At 66.7% G+C, this 14764-nt stretch carries 11 protein-coding genes; 9 read left to right on the forward strand and 2 right to left on the reverse strand.

The window, feature by feature from the left end; all coding sequences use genetic code 11:
* Nucleotides 1–195 precede the first annotated feature (195 nt).
* Together ppsR and Q1W68_RS09470 are read right to left on the reverse strand one after the other, a co-directional pair.
* Nucleotides 196–1665: a transcriptional regulator PpsR gene (ppsR, locus tag Q1W68_RS09465; RefSeq protein ID WP_300649483.1), complete on the reverse strand. Its 1470-nt coding sequence runs from the start codon at nt 1663–1665 to the stop codon at nt 196–198.
* A gap of 49 nt (nt 1666–1714) precedes the next feature.
* A complete protein-coding gene (locus Q1W68_RS09470; protein ID WP_300716376.1) occupies nt 1715–2851 on the reverse strand; it encodes a B12-binding domain-containing protein in 1137 nt (378 codons plus the stop codon).
* A 126-nt stretch (nt 2852–2977) separates the two neighbouring features.
* Here Q1W68_RS09470 and bchF point away from each other — a divergent pair, with 126 nt between their 5' ends.
* The 9 genes from bchF (at nt 2978) to puhB (ending at nt 14753) form a co-directional block, all read left to right on the forward strand.
* Entirely contained in the window at nt 2978–3478 is a 501-nt protein-coding gene (gene bchF, locus Q1W68_RS09475) for a 2-vinyl bacteriochlorophyllide hydratase (protein WP_300649486.1), read from the forward strand.
* A gap of 61 nt (nt 3479–3539) precedes the next feature.
* On the forward strand, nt 3540–4826 hold the full coding sequence (locus Q1W68_RS09480) for a ferredoxin:protochlorophyllide reductase (ATP-dependent) subunit N (RefSeq protein ID WP_300716380.1): 1287 nt from the start codon (nt 3540–3542) through the stop codon (nt 4824–4826).
* A 23-nt stretch (nt 4827–4849) separates the two neighbouring features.
* The gene (bchB, locus tag Q1W68_RS09485) at nt 4850–6442 is read left to right on the forward strand and encodes a ferredoxin:protochlorophyllide reductase (ATP-dependent) subunit B (protein ID WP_300716382.1); all 1593 of its coding nucleotides are present in this window, start codon (nt 4850–4852) and stop codon (nt 6440–6442) included.
* Entirely contained in the window at nt 6432–10205 is a 3774-nt protein-coding gene (locus tag Q1W68_RS09490) for a magnesium chelatase subunit H (protein WP_300716384.1), read from the forward strand. The genes bchB and Q1W68_RS09490 overlap by 11 nt, the downstream gene beginning before the upstream one ends.
* Nucleotides 10202–11125, forward strand: a complete 924-nt coding sequence (gene bchL / locus Q1W68_RS09495; RefSeq protein ID WP_300716385.1) for a ferredoxin:protochlorophyllide reductase (ATP-dependent) iron-sulfur ATP-binding protein — start codon at nt 10202–10204, stop codon at nt 11123–11125. The genes Q1W68_RS09490 and bchL overlap by 4 nt, the downstream gene beginning before the upstream one ends.
* A gap of 13 nt (nt 11126–11138) precedes the next feature.
* Nucleotides 11139–11852 carry a magnesium protoporphyrin IX methyltransferase gene (gene bchM / locus Q1W68_RS09500; protein WP_300649495.1) on the forward strand — a complete coding sequence of 238 codons (714 nt, stop codon included), beginning with the start codon at nt 11139–11141 and terminating at the stop codon, nt 11850–11852.
* Entirely contained in the window at nt 11849–13273 is a 1425-nt protein-coding gene (locus Q1W68_RS09505; RefSeq protein WP_300649497.1) for a BCD family MFS transporter, read from the forward strand. The genes bchM and Q1W68_RS09505 overlap by 4 nt, the downstream gene beginning before the upstream one ends.
* 53 nt (nt 13274–13326) lie before the next feature.
* Nucleotides 13327–14085 carry a photosynthetic reaction center subunit H gene (puhA, locus tag Q1W68_RS09510; RefSeq protein ID WP_300649499.1) on the forward strand — a complete coding sequence of 253 codons (759 nt, stop codon included), beginning with the start codon at nt 13327–13329 and terminating at the stop codon, nt 14083–14085.
* Nucleotides 14082–14753 (forward strand): photosynthetic complex putative assembly protein PuhB, encoded by a 672-nt coding sequence (gene puhB, locus Q1W68_RS09515; protein WP_300649501.1) that lies wholly within the window; start codon nt 14082–14084, stop codon nt 14751–14753. Before puhA ends, puhB begins: the two co-directional genes overlap by 4 nt.
* Nucleotides 14754–14764 lie beyond the last annotated feature (11 nt).

Below are 14764 nucleotides of genomic sequence, written 5' to 3' on the forward strand. Positions count from 1 at the left end.
GATGTAAACCAAGGGAAATCCCGGGGAAGAGAAAGCGGTGGCGCAGCCGCACCACCGAAAAAAAACCAGCCGGAGAAAGAGGCTGGTTTTGTCCAGGGGCACCGCGGATCCGGCTCCGCCGGTCCCAGGTGCCGCCCCCCTCCCGCCGAAGGCGAGAGAGGGGGGAGCCGCCAAGCGGCGCGGGGGGTGATTCGTTCAATGCGTGTCTTCGCTCAAACCTTCCAGGATGCCAAAGCGGCGCAGCTTGATGTAGAGGCTCTGGCGCGAGAGGCCGAGCATTTCGGCCGCCGAGGCCCGGTTGTCGCCGGTGAGCTCCAGCGCCGCCTCGATGCAGAGCTGTTCGATCAGGTCGGTGGTTTCCCGCACGATGTCCTTGAGCGGCAAACGACCCACCAACTCGGTCATCTGGCTGGCCGAACGCGGCAGTTCCTTGCTGGCGCGGGTCTCGATGCCCAGGCGGCGGCCGACGTCGCGGATGGTGAAACCCAGGCAGCGTTGTGAGCCGGCATTCACCGCCACGGCCGAAATCTCCACCTCGGAGGTGGAGCCGTACTCGCCACGCATCTGCGTGGCAAACAGGCGCACGCTGCCGTGCTGGCGCAAGTTGGTGAGCAGCACACGGAAATCGACACCGGTGCGCCCCAGCCATTTCTCAAGCACTTCACCGCGCGCCTGGTCTTCGCTGGCCAGCTGGCCGAGATCGAGGAACGCGCGGTTGGCACTCAGGATGCGACCGTCGAGATCGGTGACCGCCAGCGCGTCGGGCGCGCTTTCCATCACCTGCAGCAGCTGTCGTTTGCTGGCCGAGAGGCTGGGTGCCACCGAATCCATCGGGCGGGTGAAGCGCAGCAGGAAGTGCAGGGTGTTTTCCTGGCGGAACTGGGAGGCGGCGACCACCATGTCCTGCGTGGAATCGACCAGGCGGATGGTGCAGGGGTCGGCACGGCCGCTGGCGCGCAGGCGGTCCAGCATGTCGCGCACCGCGGCCTGGCTGGGCACGTCAAGGCTGTTGAGCAGGGTCCAGCCGGGCAGGCGGGAAGGCTCGCCAAACAACTCGTGAGCGGCCGGATTGGCTTCTTCCAGCTTGTCGATGGAGCCTTCGAGGATGAGCACCGGCTCGGAGGCCATCTGGAACAGCAGTCGGTAGCGCGTTTCCACCTGACGCAGGCGCCAGTAATCGCGTTCCATCGATTGCTGGGCCGTCACCAGGCGCTGCTGAAGCGCGACCTGGCCGCGCAGGTCGCGACCGAAGGCCACGCGGTGCGAGACCTGATCCGCCTTGCCTTGGGTCTTGTGATGAACCTGCACCACCGAGTAAGACAGCGGGAGGTCCGCCCGGTCGGCCATGGGATGGTTGACGTGGCGCCAGCGGATGTTGTCCAGGCCCGTTTCGGTGGGCTGGCCGAGCAGGTCTTCAATCTTGGGTTTGCTCTCGACCGTCACGGTCTGGATCCAGGGCTTGCCGATCCAGTCCTGACAGCCCAGACCCATCATGTCCTTGCCGATGAGGGCCATGTCCTGAATCACGCCGTCGGTGTCGAGGATGAGCACCACGTCGGCGGAGGCCATGACGAGCTCTGCGGCAGCATCTGCATCCAGGCCGTCAAGAAACTGGCCAGCCTTGTCAAACGGCTTGTGGACATAGGCTTGTGACGCCTGCTGCATGTTGGGCTTTCGTGGTTCTAGCAAAATCACTATGTCGGGGAGGAGTGCCTCAAACCTGAATCCGGGTTCTGCTGTCGGCGAGCAATTTTTCCGCCAGCGCTGGCGCGGAGGGGCCATCGGTGATGATGGCGTCGGCTTTGAGCTTGTCGCCAAACTCCGGGTGAATACCAAAGATTGCACCCCCGGCGATTATAGAGACGCCGGCATTGACGCTTTTGCGCCGGACCTGCCCGATGGCTTCTGCCAGCCGCTCGACGCCGGTCTCGCAGCCCAGCGAAAAGCCGACCACATCAAACCAGTCCTTTTGCACCATGCCGGGCGCGCCGTCGGCCGCCGCGAAACTGGTGACCACTTCCCAGCCTGCGCGGTGAAAGAACTCGCCCACGAGGGACAAGCCGAACGTGTGTTGCTCGCCCGGGCAGGGCATCAGGAGCACCCGGCGGGCTTCGCCGCGGCTCTGTGACAGGCGGCTGTCCGAAAACGCGGCGCTGTGCTCTCGCAACAGCTGTTGCAGGCGGCCCAGGCCCACCGTGACGTCGGTGAAGCTGCACAGATCCCGTTCCCACAGCTCGCCGAGGTGGCGAGCCACCGGGGCCAGCAACTCCAGGAACACCGACTCGATGGGCACGCCGCGCTCGCGCAGCACCGCCACGAAATTGCGCAGCACGGTGTCGTCGCCATGCAGGATCAGGTCGGCAAACGGCAGCACGTCTTCGGCAGACACATGTTCGCCGGTCGATTGTGGTTGCGCCAATCCATCGCGCGACACCCGGTGCGCCAGCATCAGCCTCGGGATGATCTCGTATTCCACCGCCTTGGCCAGCAACACGGACCGCAGCCCATCGTCATTCGAGGCCTCGACAGAGTCCATCCGGAGCAGCTCGTCGATACCGGGGACGCCGGTCGGACTGCAGGGCGCTTCGGGCCAGCCCTCCAGGGGCGGTGCGCCAAAGAGGTCGGTTTCCTTGGCGGACGAGTAGCGGGAATAAGAGCCCATGTGCCTGTCTCCTGGCGCAAATGCGCGGTGCCGATACGCAGGGGCCACGGTGCTTGCCGAAGCTTGTCTTACGAGATCAGAAATTGCTCGGTGCTGTTCGGTCGGGGCCGACCCATCGGCCACTTGGCCGGGATCGGGCCCGCAGAACGCGTTGTACTGCCGCCCCTCTGGCGCGTCAAAAGATTTCAAAAGACCTTCGGAAAACTTTACCGGGGTCCCACAAAGGTGTCAATAAAAAAATACGTCAAGTTAAGTTGACACAATTCGCTGGAGCATCTAAATTGGACCCCAGCGAGACCCATGGAGACACCACAGATGCACCCCGACCGTCAGCGGCCTTCCGGCCGTTCCCTGTACACCCCCGAAGAACGGGTGCGGCGAGACGCCACGGTGTGGACGCTGGTGCAAGGCGTTCTGGCGCCGGTGCAATTTCTGGTGTTCCTGATCAGCCTTGGGCTGGTGCTGCGTTTCCTGGCCACCGGCGAGGGCCAGACGGCGGCCACGGTGTCGGTGATTGTCAAGACGCTGACGCTCTACACCATCATGATCACCGGCTGCATCTGGGAAAAAGTGGTCTTTGGCCGCTACCTGTTTGCGCCGGCCTTCTACTGGGAAGACGTTTTCAGCATGCTGGTGCTGGCGCTGCACACCGCTTATCTGGTGGCGCTGTTCACCGGTGCGCTGGACGCCCGGGGCCTGGCCTGGCTGGCGCTGGCGGCTTACGCCACCTACGTGGTCAACGCCGGTCAGTTCATCTACAAGCTGCGCATGGCGCGGCTCCAGGGCCCGTCGGGCACCGTGGCGGTGCAGGCATGAGCGCCGCGCTGGGCCGTTCCCAAGCCAGCTCGCACCGCAGCCCGCAGGGCGGAGGTACCGAATGAGCCCGGTCATTCCCATCCAGTCGGTGTCCAAGGGCTGCGCTGACGCGCCCGTGCTCAAGGAGCGGGGCCAGCGCGAGGTGTTTTGCGGTCTCACCGGCATCATCTGGCTGCACCGCAAGATCCAGGACGCGTTTTTCCTGGTGGTGGGCTCGCGCACCTGCGCGCACCTGATCCAGTCTGCCGCCGGCGTGATGATCTTTGCCGAGCCGCGTTTTGCCACCGCCATCATCGACGAGCGCGATCTGGCCGGCCTGGCCGACTGCAATGAAGAGCTCGACCGGGTCGTCACCCGCCTGATCGAGCGCCGGCCCGAGATCAAGCTGCTGTTTCTGGTGGGCTCCTGCCCGTCCGAGGTCATCAAGCTGGATCTGTCGCGCGCTGCCTCGCGTTTGTCCGGCCGGTTTTCCCCCGATGTGCGCGTGCTCAATTACTCGGGCAGCGGGATCGAAACCACCTTCACCCAGGGCGAAGACGCCTGCCTGGCCTCGCTGGTGCCGGTGCTGCCGCAGGCGGCGAGCAATGCACCCGCCTCGCTGATGGTGGTGGGCGCGTTGGCCGACGTGGTGGAAGACCAGTTCAGCCGCCTGTTCAAGCAACTGGGCATCGGGCCGGTGCAGTTTTTCCCGCCGCGCCAGGCCAACGAGATGCCTGCGGTCGGCCCCAACACGGTGTTTTTGCTGGCCCAGCCCTTCCTGGCCGACACGGCCGTGGCGCTGGAGGCGCGCGGCGCCACCCGGCTGCCGGCCCCGTTTCCGCTGGGTGTGGAGGGCACGACGGCCTGGTTGCAGGCGGCGGCCTCGGCCCTCGGCGTTGACGCAGCGACCTTCGAGGCGGCGATTGCCCCGGCCCGCGACCGCGCCACCGCCGCGGTGGCCCGCCAGCGCACGCAGCTGGCCGGCAAAAGCATCTTCTTCTTCCCCGATTCGCAGCTGGAGATTCCGCTGGCGCGTTTCCTGTCGCGCGAACTCGGCATGTCGCTTTCCGAGGTCGGCACTCCGTATTTGCACCGCCAGCACATGGCCGAGGAGCTGGCGCTGCTGCCCGAAGGCACGTTTCTGAGCGAAGGCCAGCACGTGGAAAACCAGCTCGACCGCTGCCGCGCTGCCCAGCCCGACATCGTGGTCTGTGGTCTCGGCCTGGCCAACCCGCTGGAGGCCGAGGGCCTGACCACCAAGTGGGCCATCGAACTCGTGTTCACCCCCATCCAGGGCTACGAGCAGGCGGCCGATCTGGCCGAGCTCTTCAGCCGTCCGCTGGTGCGCCGCCTGCGCCTGGCCGCCTGATCCATCACTGGCACCCACACACCATGCAACTCACGCTCTGGACCTACGAAGGACCGCCCCACGTGGGAGCCATGCGGATTGCCACCGCGATGAAGGACGTGCACTACGTGCTGCACGCGCCTCAGGGCGACACCTACGCCGATCTGCTGTTCACCATGATCGAGCGCAACGCCAAGCGCCCGCCGGTGACCTACACCACCTTCCAGGCGCGCGATCTGGGTGGCGACACCGCCGAGCTGTTCAAGAACGCGGCGCGCGAAGCCTACGCGCGCTTTCAGCCGAAGGCCATGATGGTCGGTTCCTCGTGCACCGCCGAGCTGATCCAGGACGACCCGGGTGGCCTGTGCAAGGCGCTCGATCTGCCGGTGCCGGTGGTGGCGCTGGAACTGCCCTCGTACCAGCGCAAGGAAAACTGGGGCGCCTCGGAAACCTTCTACCAGATGGTGCGCAACCTGGCCGACACCAGCATCAAGCGCGCCCCGCGCGAAGCCGGCCAGCGCGCCCGCTGCAACATCCTCGGCCCCGCCGCGCTGGGCTTTCGCCACCGCGACGACCTGCGTGAAATTTCCGGCCTGCTGCGCGAGATGGGTGTGGACATCAACGTGACCGCGCCGCTGGGTGCCTCACCCGCCGACATGGCCCGCCTGGGCGACGCCGACTTCAACGTCGTGCTCTACCCCGAGATCGCCAACGTGGCCGCGGGCTGGCTCAAGCGCACGTTTGGCCAGCCGTCCACCCGCACCGTGCCGATCGGCTCGGGCGCCACGCGCGACTTCATCGCCGAGGTGGCCGAGCTGGCCGGCGTGGACCCCACTGGGGTGCTGGCCAACGCCGAAGCCCGCGCACCGTGGTACGCCAAATCGGTCGACTCCACCTACCTCACGAGCAAACGCGTCTTTGTGTTCGGCGACGCAACCCACGTGGTGGCCGCCGCGCGCATTGCTGCGCAGGAGATGGGTTTCACCGTGGTTGGCCTCGGCACCTACAGCCGCGAGTTCGCCCGCGAGGTGCGCGAAGCCGCTGCGCTCTACGGCGTGGAAGCGCTCATCAGCGACGACTACCTGGAAGTAGAAGCCCGCATCGCCGAGCTGCAGCCCGAGCTGGTGCTGGGCTCGCAGATGGAGCGCCACATCGCCAAACGCCTGGGCGTGCCCTGCGCGGTGATCTCGGCCCCCGTGCATGTGCAGGATTTCCCGGCGCGCTACTCGCCGCAGATGGGTTTTGAAGGCGCCAACGTGCTGTTTGACACCTGGGTGCACCCACTCATGATGGGTCTGGAAGAACACCTGATCGGCATGTTCCGTGGCGACGCCGAGTTCCACGAAGACGCCGCACCGTCGCACCTCGGTGGTGCCGTGACGCCCAAGACCGTGATGGCTGCGCAACCCGTGCAACCCGAGACCGTGGTGGTTCCTGTCGAGCAGGCCGCCGCCAACGAGACCCTCACGCCACAGGAGGCCACCTGGGGCCTCGATGCCGAAAAAGAACTGCGAAAGATTCCCTTCTTCGTTCGCGGAAAAGCCAAGCGCAACACCGAGCGTTTCGCCATTGACCGAGGGGTGTCCCTGATCACCGTGGAGACGCTGTATGACGCCAAAGCTCACTATGGGCGCTAAGACCCCGACGGCCAGCGCCCAGCTGCCCGTGCGGCTGGTGGTGGTGACCATGGACACGCACCTGGCCGGTGCGATCGAGCGCGCACAGCGCACCCTGAAAAACGAGATCCCGGGCCTCACGCTCACGCTGCACGCTGCGTCCGAATACGCGGGCAACGACGCCGCCATCGAGCGCTGCATCGAAGACATCCACCGTGCCGACATCGTGGTGGCCGGCATGCTCTTCATGGAAGACCACTTCCTGCCCATCCTGCCTGCGCTGCAGGCGCGCCGCGAGCAGTGCGACGCCATGATCTGCATGGCCTCGGCCGCCGAGGTGGTCAAGCTCACGCGCCTGGGCAACTTCGACATGGCCAAGCCCGCCAGCGGCCCCATGGCCATGCTCAAGAAGCTGCGCGGCAGCAAGGAAAAAGCGGCCACTGGCGGCGCTGCGCAAATGAAGATGCTGCGCCGCATCCCGCAGCTACTGCGTTTTGTGCCCGGCACCGCGCAGGACGTGCGGGCGTATTTCATGACGCTGCAGTACTGGTTGGGTGGCTCGGACGAAAACGTGCTCAACCTGGTGCGCCACGTGGTGAACCGCGGTGCCGACGGCGAGCGCAAGGCCATGCGCGCCCAGGTCAAGGCGCAGCCACCGATCGAGTACCCCGAGGTCGGCGTGTACCACCCGCGCATGGCCGGCCGGCTGGCCGACAACGTGGCCGCCTTGCCGCTGCCCGCCGCGCGCCCCACCGTGGGCACGGTCGGTGTGCTGCTGTTGCGCTCTTACCTGCTCTCGGGCAACTCGGCCCATTACGACGGCGCGATCGCCGCCATGGAGGCCCGTGGCCTGCGCGTGGTGCCGGTCTTCGCCGCCGGGCTGGATGCACGTCCCGCGATCGACGCCTTCTTCATGCAGGACGGCCGTTGCATCGTCGACGCCGTGGTCTCGCTCACCGGCTTCTCGCTCGTGGGCGGCCCGGCCTACAACGACGCCAAGGCGGCCGAAGACATCCTGGCCCGGCTCGACGTGCCCTACGTGGCCGCGCATCCGGTGGAGTTCCAGAACCTCGCGCAGTGGGGCGGCTCCGACCGGGGCCTGCTGCCGGTGGAGAGCACCATCATGGTCGCCATCCCCGAGCTCGACGGCGCCACCAGCCCCATCGTGTTCGGTGGCCGTGCCGGACCGGTGGGTGTGGCCTGCACCGGTTGCCACCACGCCTGCACGTTCACCGAGAGCGACAGCGCGCAGGACATGCAGTCCTGCCCCGAGCGCGCCATCATGCTGGCTGCGCGCGTCTCGCGCCTGGTGGGCCTGCGCCGCAGCGAGCGCGCCCAGCGCCGCGTGGCGGTGGTCATCTTCAACTTCCCGCCCAACGCCGGCAACGTCGGCAGCGCCGCGTACCTGTCGGTGTTCGAGTCGATGTTCCACACCCTCACCGCCATGAAGGCACAGGGCTACACGGTGGACATGCCCGAGAGCGTGGACGCGCTGCGCGACGGCATCCTGCAAGGCAACGCCGCGCTGCACGGGGCGGACGCCAACGTGCACACCCTCATCAGCGCCGACGACCACGTGAAACGCGAGCGCTGGCTCAGCGAGATCGAAGCGCAGTGGGGTCCGGCCCCGGGCAAACAGCTCAGCAACGGCAGCGACATCCTGGTGCTCGGCAAACAGTTCGGCAACGTGCTGGTGGCGGTGCAACCCTCGTTCGGCTACGAAGGCGACCCGATGCGCCTGCTGTTCGAAAAAGGCCTGTCGCCCACGCACGCGTTCTCGGCCTTCTACCGCTACCTGCGCGAAGACTTCCATGCCCACGCCGTGCTGCACTTCGGCACCCACGGTGCGCTCGAATTCATGCCCGGCAAACAGAGCGGCATGTCGGGCAGCTGCTGGCCCGACCGCCTCATTGGCGACCTGCCCAACATTTACCTCTACGCGTCCAACAACCCCAGCGAAGGAGCGATCGCCAAGCGCCGATCCGGCGCCACGCTCATCAGCTACCTCACACCGCCGGTGGCGCAGGCCGGTCTTTACAAGGGCCTGATCGATCTGAAGGAAGCCATTGAACGCTTTCGCGGACTGGAGCCCACGTCCCGCGAGCGCGTGGAATGTGTGGCGATGCTGCAGGCGCAGGCCGCCGCACTCGATCTGGTGGACATCGAGCCGGTGTGGAACGCAGAGGCGGGGGGTGACGCCGACCGCCAGGTGTTTGTATTGGCCCAGCAGGTGCTGGAACTCGAATACACCCTGATTCCCTGCGGCCTGCACGTGACCGGCCGCGCACCCAGCGAAGCCGAGTGCGTGGACATGCTGCTGGCCATGAGCGAAGCCTGGGAAGGCCAGCGACCACCCCGCGCCTCGGTGCGGGCCCTGGTCGATGGCCTGAGCGTGGAACAGGCCATGAAGGCCGGCCACATGCACAGCGATGACGCCACGGTGCTGGCCATGCACGGCCTGGCCGACGCCGGCCGAATGCTTGCCAAGGACACCGAGGTCGACGCCATCCTGTGTGCGCTCGACGGCCGCTACATCCGCCCAGCGCCGGGCGGCGACATCCTGCGCACGCCCGAAGTGCTGCCCACCGGGCGCAACCTGCACGGCTTCGACCCGTTCCGCATCCCCAGCGCCTTTGCCGTGAAAGACGGGGCCGAGCAAGCGCAGCGCCTGCTCGACCGCCACCTGCAGGAGTCCAACCAGTTGCCGGAGTCGGTGGCCATGGTGCTCTGGGGCAGCGACAACCTCAAGAACGAAGGCGCACCGATTGCCCAGGCCATGGCCCTGATGGGCGCGCTGCCGCGCTTCGACAGCTACGGGCGCATCGCAGGTGCCACGCTGGTGCCACTGGACACACTCGGCCGTCCGCGCATCGACGTGGTGATCACGCTCTCGGGCATCTTCCGCGACCTCATGCCGCTGCAGATCCGCATGCTGGCCGAAGCCGCTTTCATGGCTGCGTCGGCCGACGAATCGGTCGAGCAGAACTGGATCCGTAAGCACGCGCTGGCCTACCAAGCCGAACACGGCTGCTCGCTGGAGACCGCTTCGCTGCGTGTCTACGGCAACGCCGAAGGCGCCTACGGCTCCAACGTGAACAACCTGATCGAGAGCAGCCGCTGGAGCGGAGGCGACGAAATCGCCGAGACCTACAGCCGCCGCAAAGGGTTTGCCTACGGTCGCACGGGCCTGGCGGTGCAACACACCGCGCTGCTGCAAAGCGCGCTGGCCGATGTGGAACTGACTTACCAGAACCTCGATTCGGTGGAACTCGGCGTGACCACCGTGGACAACTACTTCGACACGCTGGGCGGCATCACCCAGGCGGTGAAGCGGGCGCGCGGCGGCGTCACGCCGCCGGTCTACATCGGCGACCAGACCAAGGGCGACGGCGCGGTGCGCAGCCTCAAGGAACAGGTGGCGCTGGAAACGCGCACCCGCATGCTCAACCCCAAGTGGTACGAGGGCATGCTGGAGAGCGGCTACGAGGGCGTGCGCCAGATCGAGGTGCACGTGACCAACACCATGGGCTGGTCGGCCACCACCGGCCAGGTGCAGCCCTGGGTCTACCAGCAGCTCAGCGAGACCTTCGTGCTGGACCCGGCGATGCGCGAGCGGCTGGCCACGCTGAACCCGACCGCTTCGGCGCGGGTCGCGAACCGGCTGATCGAGGCCTCGGACCGCAATTTCTGGAAGCCCGACGCGAAGGTGCTCGAAGCCTTGCGCCGGGCGGGTGAGGAGCTTGAAGACCGGCTCGAAGGTGTATTTGAAGGAGCTCCCGCATGAGTACCACGACCGTCCCGTTCCCCGACATCAAGAACCCCGGGGTCCGGAAGAACCTGCGCCTCGACGGCGAGGGCAGCGTGCAGGTCGAACTCGACCCGAACCTCAAGATCGGCACCGCCAAGGTGTTCGCGATCTACGGCAAGGGCGGCATCGGCAAGAGCACGACCTCCAGCAACCTGTCGGCCGCGTTCAGCAAGCTCGGCAAGCGCGTGCTGCAGATCGGCTGCGACCCGAAGCACGACTCGACCTTCACGCTGACGAAGAAGATGCTGCCGACCGTCATCGACGTGCTCGAGACGGTCGACTTCCACGCCGAAGAACTGCGCGTCGAGGACTTCGTGTTCCCGGGCTACAACGGCGTGATGTGCGTCGAGGCCGGCGGCCCGCCGGCCGGCACCGGCTGCGGCGGCTACGTGGTCGGCCAGACCGTCAAGCTGCTGAAGGAGCACCACCTGCTCGAGGACACCGACGTGGTGATCTTCGACGTGCTGGGTGACGTGGTGTGCGGCGGCTTTGCAGCCCCGTTGCAGCACGCCGACCGCGCGCTGATCGTCACCGCCAACGACTTCGATTCGATCTTCGCGATGAACCGCATCGTGCAGGCCATCGGGGCCAAGGCGAAGAACTACAACGTGCGCCTGGGTGGCGTGATCGCCAACCGCAGCGCGGCCACCGACCAGATCGACAAGTACAACAACCAGATCGGTCTCAAGCTCGCTGCGCACTTCCCCGACCTGGACGTGATCCGCCGCAGCCGCCTGAAGAAGAGCACCTTCTTCGAGATGGAAACCTCGCCCGAGCTGGAGCTGGTGAAGAAGGAATACATGCGCCTGGCTGCGTCGCTGTGGCTGGGTGTGGAGCCGCTGGCGGCCGTGCCCATGAAGGACCGCGACATCTTCGACCTGCTGGGTTTCGACTGAGCGGAGACAGGCCATGAAAACCTCCAACGCCAACTACATCGAGCGCCGCTCGGAGATCGAAAACTATTTCGATCGCACCGCGGCCAAGGCCTGGGAACGCCTGACCTCCAACGCACCGGTGGGCCGCATCCGCGCCTCGGTGCGGGCCGGGCGCGACGAGATGCGCAACACGCTGCTGAGCTGGTTGCCCCAGGACATGCGCGGCCTGCGCCTGCTGGATGCCGGTTGCGGCACCGGCGCCCTGGCCCTGGAGGCGATGCAACGCGGCGCGGAGGTGGTGGCCATCGACCTCTCGCCCACGCTGGTGCAGCTGGGCCGCGAGCGCAACGCCACGCTCACCCCCAACGGGCGCGGTGGCAGCATCACCTACCTCTCGGGCGACATGCTCGACGACGCGCTGGGTGAGTTCGACCACGTGGTGGCGATGGACTCGGTGATCCACTACGACACACCCGACATCGCCAACGCCATCCAGCGCCTGGCGGCCCGCACGCGCGGCAGCGTGCTCTTCACCATCGCGCCCAGCAGCCCGCTGCTGAGCGTGGCCCACGCCATGGGTCGCTTCTTCCCCAGCAGCGACCGCTCGCCAGCGCTCACGCCGGTGTCGCAAGCCCGGCTGCGCGCCTTGCTGTTGCAGGGTCTGGGTGGCAGCGGCTGGACCGAGGGCCGAACCCAACGCGTGTCCGGCGGCTTCTACACCTCACAAGCCTGGGAGTGGACGCGGTGAACCTGAGCCGGCTGCTCTCCCCCGCCTGGGCGATGAACATCACCCGGCGGTACGCACCGTTCGCGGACGCGGCCTCCAGCGACCTGCCCCTGGGGCGGTTGCTGCGCTTGTCCCTGTTCCAGCTCTCCATCGGGATCACCATCGCACTGCTGGTGGGCACGCTCAACCGCGTGATGATCGTGGAGCTGGCGGTGCCGGCCTGGTGGGTGGCGCTCTCGGTGGCGCTGCCGCTGGTGTTCGCACCGCTGCGCGCGCTCATCGGCTACCGCAGCGACACGCATCCTTCAGCGCTGGGTTTGAAGCGCATGCCCTACATGTGGATCGGCACCCTGCTCATGTTTGGTGGCCTGGCCATCATGCCGTTCGCCCTGTTGCTGTTGACCGTGACCGATGCCAGCGTGTGGGCCGGTCGCATCGGCGCGGCACTGGCTTTCCTGCTGGTGGGCGCGGGCATGCAGATCACCCAGACCGCCGGCATGGCGCTGGCCAGCGATCTCTCGCCCGAAGAAAAGCGACCGCGCGTGGTGGCCTTGCTCTACAGCACGCTGCTGGTGGGCATGATCGTGGGCAGCGCCCTGCTGGGTTTTGTGCTGATCGACTTCACGCCCACGCGCCTGGTGCAGGTGGTGCAGGGCGCTGCGGTGCTGGTGGCCGTGCTCAACATCACCTCACTGTGGAAGCAGGAGCCCCGCCAGGCCCGCCGTGGTGCGCGTGAAGCCCACGGTTTCTCGCGCAGCTGGGCGCGGCTTATGGCCATCCCCAGGATCAAGCGGTTTCTGTGGACCGTGGGCCTGGGCACGGTCGCCTTCAACATGCAGGACATCATCCTGGAGCCCTATGGTGGCCAGGTGCTGAACCTCAATGTCAGCCTCACCAGTTCGCTCACCGCCATGAGCGCGGGTGGCGCCTTGCTGGCCTTCGTGCTGTCGGCGCGCTTCATGTCGCGCGGGCTGGACACCATCCGCCTGGCCGCCATCGGCGCCTTGCTCGGCTTGCCGGCCTTCGCCTGTGTGATTTTCTCGGCGCCCCTGAATTCGGCCCACCTGTTCCAGGTCGGCGCGGCGCTGATCGGTTTCTCCAGCGGCCTGTTCTCGGTCAGCATGTTGCTCACCGCGATGGAGCTGCCCGAGCGCGAACTCACCGGTCTGGTGCTGGGCGCCTGGGGCGCCGTGCAGGCCACCGCGGGTGGTTTGTCCATGGCGTTTGGCGGTGTCCTCCGCGATGTGGTGGGCAGCCTGGCCACGCACGGCTGGCTGGGCGAAGCACTCAACTCCCCGGTCACGGGCTACAGCTTCGTGTTCCACCTCGAAATCTATTTGCTCTTCGCGGTGCTCATCGCGTTGGGCCCGCTGGTGCGCCGTTCCAAACCCGCGGCCGAGCGAAATCCCCATCCGATTGGCCTGGCCGAGTTGCCGGGTTGAACCAGAGTCACCGAGCGAGTCACCGAGCCAGCCCTCATTGAAGGAGAACCACCATGGATACAGGCGCAATCACCCAGTATGTCGACGTTGCACAACTCGTGCTTTACGCATTCTGGATTTTCTTCTTCGGATTGATCTACTACCTCCAGCGAGAGAGTCACCGCGAGGGTTACCCGATGGACCCCGGCCGGGAAAACGGGCCGGTGACCCCGGGCTGGCCCACCGTCACCCCCAAGACCTACGAGCTCGAGGACGGTCGCACCTTCCTGTCGCCCGACGTGAACCGTCCCGACGGCGCGTATTCGGCCACACCGACCCACCGCTGGGCCGGCTCGCCGCTGGACCCGGTGGGCGATCCGATGCTCGCGGGTGTGGGCCCTGGGGCCTGGGCCGCGCGCGCCGACCACCCCGACATGACGCACCACGGCGAAGCCAAGATCGTTCCCTTGCGAGCCGCGGCCGACCACGGCGTGGCCCGTCAGGACACCGATCCCCGCGGCTTGCCGGTGTTTGGTGCCGACAAGGAAATCGCCGGTGTGGTCAAAGACATGTGGGTCGACAAGGCGGAAATGATGTTCCGCTACATCGAGGTGGATCTCAAGAGCGGCGGCTCGGTGTTGCTGCCGGTGAACTTCTCGCGCATCCGCAAGGACGGGATCAGCGTGCACGCCATCCTGGCCGCGCAGTTCGCGGCGGTGCCCAAGACGCGCAATCCGGACCAGATCACGCTGCTGGAAGAAGAAAAGATCATGGCCTACTACGGCGGCGGTCTGCTTTACGCCACGCCCGATCGCATGGAGCCGCTGCTGTGAACGCGCACCACGAACACGAATTCGAGGCCGCGCCCGGACTGCCCGAGCGGCTGCCGCAGGGCGAGCGCCTGCTCTGGCAGGGCAGCCCCGACTTTCTCACCCTCGCCATTCACGCGTTTCACGTGCGCAAGCTGGCCGTTTACTTTGCGGGCATGTTCGGTCTGCAATGGCTGTACCTGCTGGGCGAGCCCGGCGGTTCGCTGCTGATGCCGCTGCTCACCAGCGCCGTGCTCGCCTGCACAGCCCTGGGTCTGCTGGCGTTGACCGCCTGGTTTTCGGCACGCACCACCGTCTACACCCTGACCGACCGGCGCATCCTCATGCGCATCGGCATCGTGCTCACGCTCACCTTCAACCTCCCGCTGCGCAAGCTCGCTGCCGCGGCCATCCGCCCGCAAGCCAAGGGCCACGGCGACATCGCCCTGACCTTGACCGGTGATGACCGCATTGCCTACCTCAACCTCTGGCCCCACGCACGGCCCTGGCAGCTCAAGCAGCCGCAGCCCAGTCTGCGCTGCGTGCCCGATGCACAAAGGATCGGTGTCCTGATCCTGCAAGCCTGGACCGCTCAGAACACCGACACCCTGGCCATTCTGGGCACACAGGAGCAGGTGCCTGCGCCTGCGCGCCAGCCGCGCGAGCGCGAGATCGCCGCCGCCACCGCCTGACCGCACCACCG

Source organism: Hydrogenophaga sp. (assembly GCF_030158645.1).
Lineage (GTDB): Bacteria > Pseudomonadota > Gammaproteobacteria > Burkholderiales > Burkholderiaceae_C > Hydrogenophaga.

Excerpts from the sequence above, each read along its gene's own strand:
- ppsR (WP_300649483.1), bottom strand. The coding sequence starts at position 1,665 with ATGCAGCAGGCGTCACAAGCCTATGTCCACAAGCCGTTTGACAAGGCT.
- bchF (WP_300649486.1), top strand. The coding sequence starts at position 2,978 with ATGCACCCCGACCGTCAGCGGCCTTCCGGCCGTTCCCTGTACACCCCC.
- Q1W68_RS09480 (WP_300716380.1), top strand. The coding sequence starts at position 3,540 with ATGAGCCCGGTCATTCCCATCCAGTCGGTGTCCAAGGGCTGCGCTGAC.
- bchB (WP_300716382.1), top strand. The coding sequence starts at position 4,850 with ATGCAACTCACGCTCTGGACCTACGAAGGACCGCCCCACGTGGGAGCC.
- Q1W68_RS09490 (WP_300716384.1), top strand. The coding sequence starts at position 6,432 with ATGGGCGCTAAGACCCCGACGGCCAGCGCCCAGCTGCCCGTGCGGCTG.
- bchL (WP_300716385.1), top strand. The coding sequence starts at position 10,202 with ATGAGTACCACGACCGTCCCGTTCCCCGACATCAAGAACCCCGGGGTC.
- bchM (WP_300649495.1), top strand. The coding sequence starts at position 11,139 with ATGAAAACCTCCAACGCCAACTACATCGAGCGCCGCTCGGAGATCGAA.
- puhA (WP_300649499.1), top strand. The coding sequence starts at position 13,327 with ATGGATACAGGCGCAATCACCCAGTATGTCGACGTTGCACAACTCGTG.